This is a genomic window from Nostocoides sp., from assembly GCF_035343835.1.
GTDB classification, from domain to species: Bacteria; Actinomycetota; Actinomycetes; order Actinomycetales; family Dermatophilaceae; genus Nostocoides_A; species Nostocoides_A vanveenii.
In genome coordinates, this window is record NZ_DAOQZV010000315.1 from 1 (window position 1) to 3,075 (window position 3,075).

Consider the following 3,075-nt stretch of genomic DNA (forward strand, 5'->3'; position numbering starts at 1 on the left):
TCGGGGACGCTCGAGGCGGCCCGAGCGCAGGGCCGGGTTCTCGCCGGCGAGCGTGAGCCCGCGGCGAATCTGGGCGCCCGAATCGGCCAGGGCGCGAAGCATGCCAGCGCGATCGGCGCTCGCGAGGGCGCCCGCATCGTCGAGCCGGTCGTGGTCGAAGGCAGCCATGGCGATCAGGCGGTCGGGCGGGCCTTGTCGATCAGGAGCACCGGGATGCCGTCCTCGACGGGGTAGGCGCGGGCGCAGTCGTCGTTGGTGCAGACGAGTTCAGGGGCGCCGTCATGGACGTCGTCGCGCAGCTCGGCCAGGCAGTTGGGGCAGCGCAGGAGTTCACGGACCCAGGGGGTGATCGTGGTGGGCTCGCTCATGCGTCGGCATCCTTCGGCGTCGAGAGTTCGGTTCGTGTCGAGAGTTCGGTTCGTGCTCCAGTCTCCCCCAGCGCACCCGGCGGGCGCACCCGGGGCGCCGCTCAGTCCGAACTGGTGGGCACCGCACGCAGGTGAGCGCGGCGATTGCCACCCGGCCCGCTAGGCGCGGGGGGTGCCGGGGGCGGTGCAGCGGGTGTGGCGCGCCGGGTCTCGCGCACGACATTGGCCAGCGCGACGAGATCGTCGTGGGTCTCCGGGGGCGCCGCGTCGATCGCCAGGCGGACGACTTCCCAGCCCCGCGGCGCGGTCAACCGGTCGGCGTGATCACCGCACAGGTCGTAGGAGTGCGGCTCGGCATAGGTCGAGAGCGGCCCAAGGACGGCGACCTGGTCGGCATACACATAGGTGAGCGTGGCGATCGCGGCACGGCCGCAGGCGGTGCGGGTGCAGCGGCGAGCGACGGTCACCGGGGAAGACTAAGTCATCCCGTTGCCCGATGGCACCCACGGCTCGCCGTACCATCGCCGGTATGACGCGCCAGACACCCCCCCGCGGGCGCGACCGGCACGGACGCGGCCCGCGCGGTCCGCTGGCCTGGCCGCCCGTGCCGGCGATGGTGACCCGGGCGCAGGCGTTCGACGAGTTGGTGATCGAGTCGGCCGCGCGATTCGATCGAGCCCTCGGACAGCGTTATGCCGCAACGGAATTCGCGGTCGAAGAGGTGCCACCCAGCGAGCCGGCGCCATGGGAGGACGAGCGGCTGCCCCTGGGCCGGCTCTTCCCGCCGGCCGGCCGGCTACCCGCCCGAATCGTGCTCTACCGGCGCCCGATCGAGGCGCGCTGCGCGGACCCGGCCGAACGCCCCGAGCTGGTGCGGGTGATCCTCGCCGAGCATGTGGCCGCCCTGCTCGGCGTCGCGCCCGAGGACCTGGACTCGCATTGATCCGGCGCCGGACGTTCAGCCGCGATCGGGCTGGACGGTGACCGGGGCGACCGTGAGCCGGACCGGCTGGAGCGGGAGGCCCGCGAGCACGAAGTCGTCCCCCGCGGGGGCGCTTGTGGTGACCGCAGCGTGGAGTTGGCCGGCCCCGGAGGTGGGGCGCACCCATACGGCAATGCTGTCGCTGACATCAAAGGTGCGGCTGGCATCGGCGGGCACGGCGATCGTGGCCGTCCGGGGGTCGCCGTCCGCGGCGCGGGTGGTGACCTGCGCCGTGACGGGACCGTCGACAGCTGCCAGCGCCAGCGTCCGGTGGCGTGGTGAATCAGCGGCGAGGGGCGGATAGGCAGCGGCCGAGACCGCTGCGGTCGCGGGCGAGGCGACCGACCAGCCGAAGTCGCTGCCTGACTTCGGGGCGCTGAGGACGGCGGCGGTGACGGGCTGATCGGCCGTGATCTCCAGGGCGAGCGTGGCGTCCGGCGCCGGGATCGAGAGTTCGGCGACGCTGCCCGCGGGCACGCGCAGGACACCGCGACCGCCGGGCAGGGCCCGGGGACCGTCGGTCGTCAGCGCGCGGATCTGGACGAGCGCCTCCTTCTCCCCCGCACCGACCACGCGGACCGTCGCAGGCACGTCCGCCGGGATGCCGGGGACCACCAGGCGGGTGCCCGGCGTCGCGAGGGGCGCGAGGTCCTCGATGCCGCGCGGCGTGACGCCGTCGAGCCAGTAGTCGTTCAGCCCGGCGACGACGAAACCGCCCCGGCTGACCAGATGAAAGGCGGGGCTGGCCTCGTCGGGGGCGAGGGCGTCGAGCAGCACGCTGGTGCGTGCCCTGGGCGGGACGACGATGCCGCGCCCGCCGGGGGCATCAATGGGGCCGGTCTTGCCGAAGACGTCGACATCGACGGTCACCGAGTTGGCGCCGGGGTTGAGAAGCAGAAGCCGCTCCTGGCGGCCGGGTTCGCCCGATCCACCGGTCAGCCAGGCATCCGCGGTGGGGGTCAGGCAGGGCAGGGCGGCCAGCCCTGCGACCGTCTTGCCCGCGGCGTCGTTCTGCTGGCCCGCGATCAGGCCCGGGGCCCGCGCACCGGTTGCCGTCACCAGCGCCGGGTCCGGGCCCGCCACGGTCGCCGTGACGGGGGTCCGCGCATCGCTCGATCGGGCACCGCCGGCGGCCGTCGTGTCCGTGGCGAGGATGCCGTCCTGGCCGGTGCGGGCCTGGAGGTCGCCCGTCGTCCCCACCGAAGTGACCGCAGGTGGCAATGCTTCGGCGGGCGCTGCCGACCCGATGAGGGTGGCTATGGTGGCCACCGAGGGGACGCCCGGGACGCCGGCGATCTCGGCTCCCGGGCAGAAGAGCGCGCTGGAGGTGACGGCGACCTGACCGGCGGCGCCGGCGACCGGATCGGTGCGCACGTCGACGGTGGTTTCGACCTGCCCCGCCCCGTAGACCAGCGCGGCGCCCGCAGCCAGCGTGGCAACGGTCCGGGCGGCGGCGGTGATCGGGCGCGTCATGCCGGCTCCCCTTCGGATTGATCGGCGGGAGCGCCCGCGGCTGCGGCGACGGATCGCGGCGGTGCGCCGAGCGGGATCGCGAGATAGACCAGCAGGAGCAGAGCCGCGAGGTAGGCCCATTGGCCGAGCCGGTGCTGCGGGGGCACCGCAATCCGGACGCCATCGGCGCCGGCGGGCACGGCATACGTCACTAGGCCGTCGGCGCTGACGGTCGCGGCGGGCCGGGTGCCGGAGGCGGACACGACGGCGCGG

At 74.5% G+C, this 3,075-nt stretch carries 5 protein-coding genes; 1 reads left to right on the top strand and 4 read right to left on the bottom strand.

The window, feature by feature from the left end:
• Positions 1–173 precede the first annotated feature (173 nt).
• The gene (locus PKH97_RS15440; RefSeq protein WP_324388490.1) at positions 174–368 is read right to left on the bottom strand and encodes a Trm112 family protein; all 195 of its coding nucleotides are present in this window, start codon (positions 366–368) and stop codon (positions 174–176) included.
• 101 nt (positions 369–469) lie between these two features.
• The gene (locus tag PKH97_RS15445; protein ID WP_324388491.1) at positions 470–835 is read right to left on the bottom strand and encodes a DUF3499 domain-containing protein; all 366 of its coding nucleotides are present in this window, start codon (positions 833–835) and stop codon (positions 470–472) included.
• Positions 836–897: 62 nt separating this feature from the next.
• Between PKH97_RS15445 and PKH97_RS15450 the strand changes: the two genes are divergently transcribed.
• A complete protein-coding gene (locus PKH97_RS15450; protein ID WP_324388492.1) occupies positions 898–1,311 on the top strand; it encodes a metallopeptidase family protein in 414 nt (137 codons plus the stop codon).
• A 15-nt stretch (positions 1,312–1,326) separates the two neighbouring features.
• Here the strand turns inward: PKH97_RS15450 and PKH97_RS15455 are convergent, their stop codons facing one another.
• Positions 1,327–2,823, bottom strand: coding sequence for a DUF5719 family protein (locus PKH97_RS15455; protein ID WP_324388493.1), 1,497 nt, complete (start codon positions 2,821–2,823; stop codon positions 1,327–1,329).
• On the bottom strand, positions 2,820–3,075 hold a 256-nt coding region (locus PKH97_RS15460; protein ID WP_324388494.1), incomplete at its 5' end, for a hypothetical protein. The genes PKH97_RS15460 and PKH97_RS15455, both read right to left, overlap by 4 nt.

Bases quoted from the DNA above. Each gene is read 5' to 3' on its own strand.
- PKH97_RS15440 (WP_324388490.1), bottom strand. From the start codon at position 368: ATGAGCGAGCCCACCACGATCACCCCCTGGGTCCGTGAACTCCTGCGC.
- PKH97_RS15450 (WP_324388492.1), top strand. From the start codon at position 898: ATGACGCGCCAGACACCCCCCCGCGGGCGCGACCGGCACGGACGCGGC.
- PKH97_RS15455 (WP_324388493.1), bottom strand. From the start codon at position 2,823: ATGACGCGCCCGATCACCGCCGCCGCCCGGACCGTTGCCACGCTGGCT.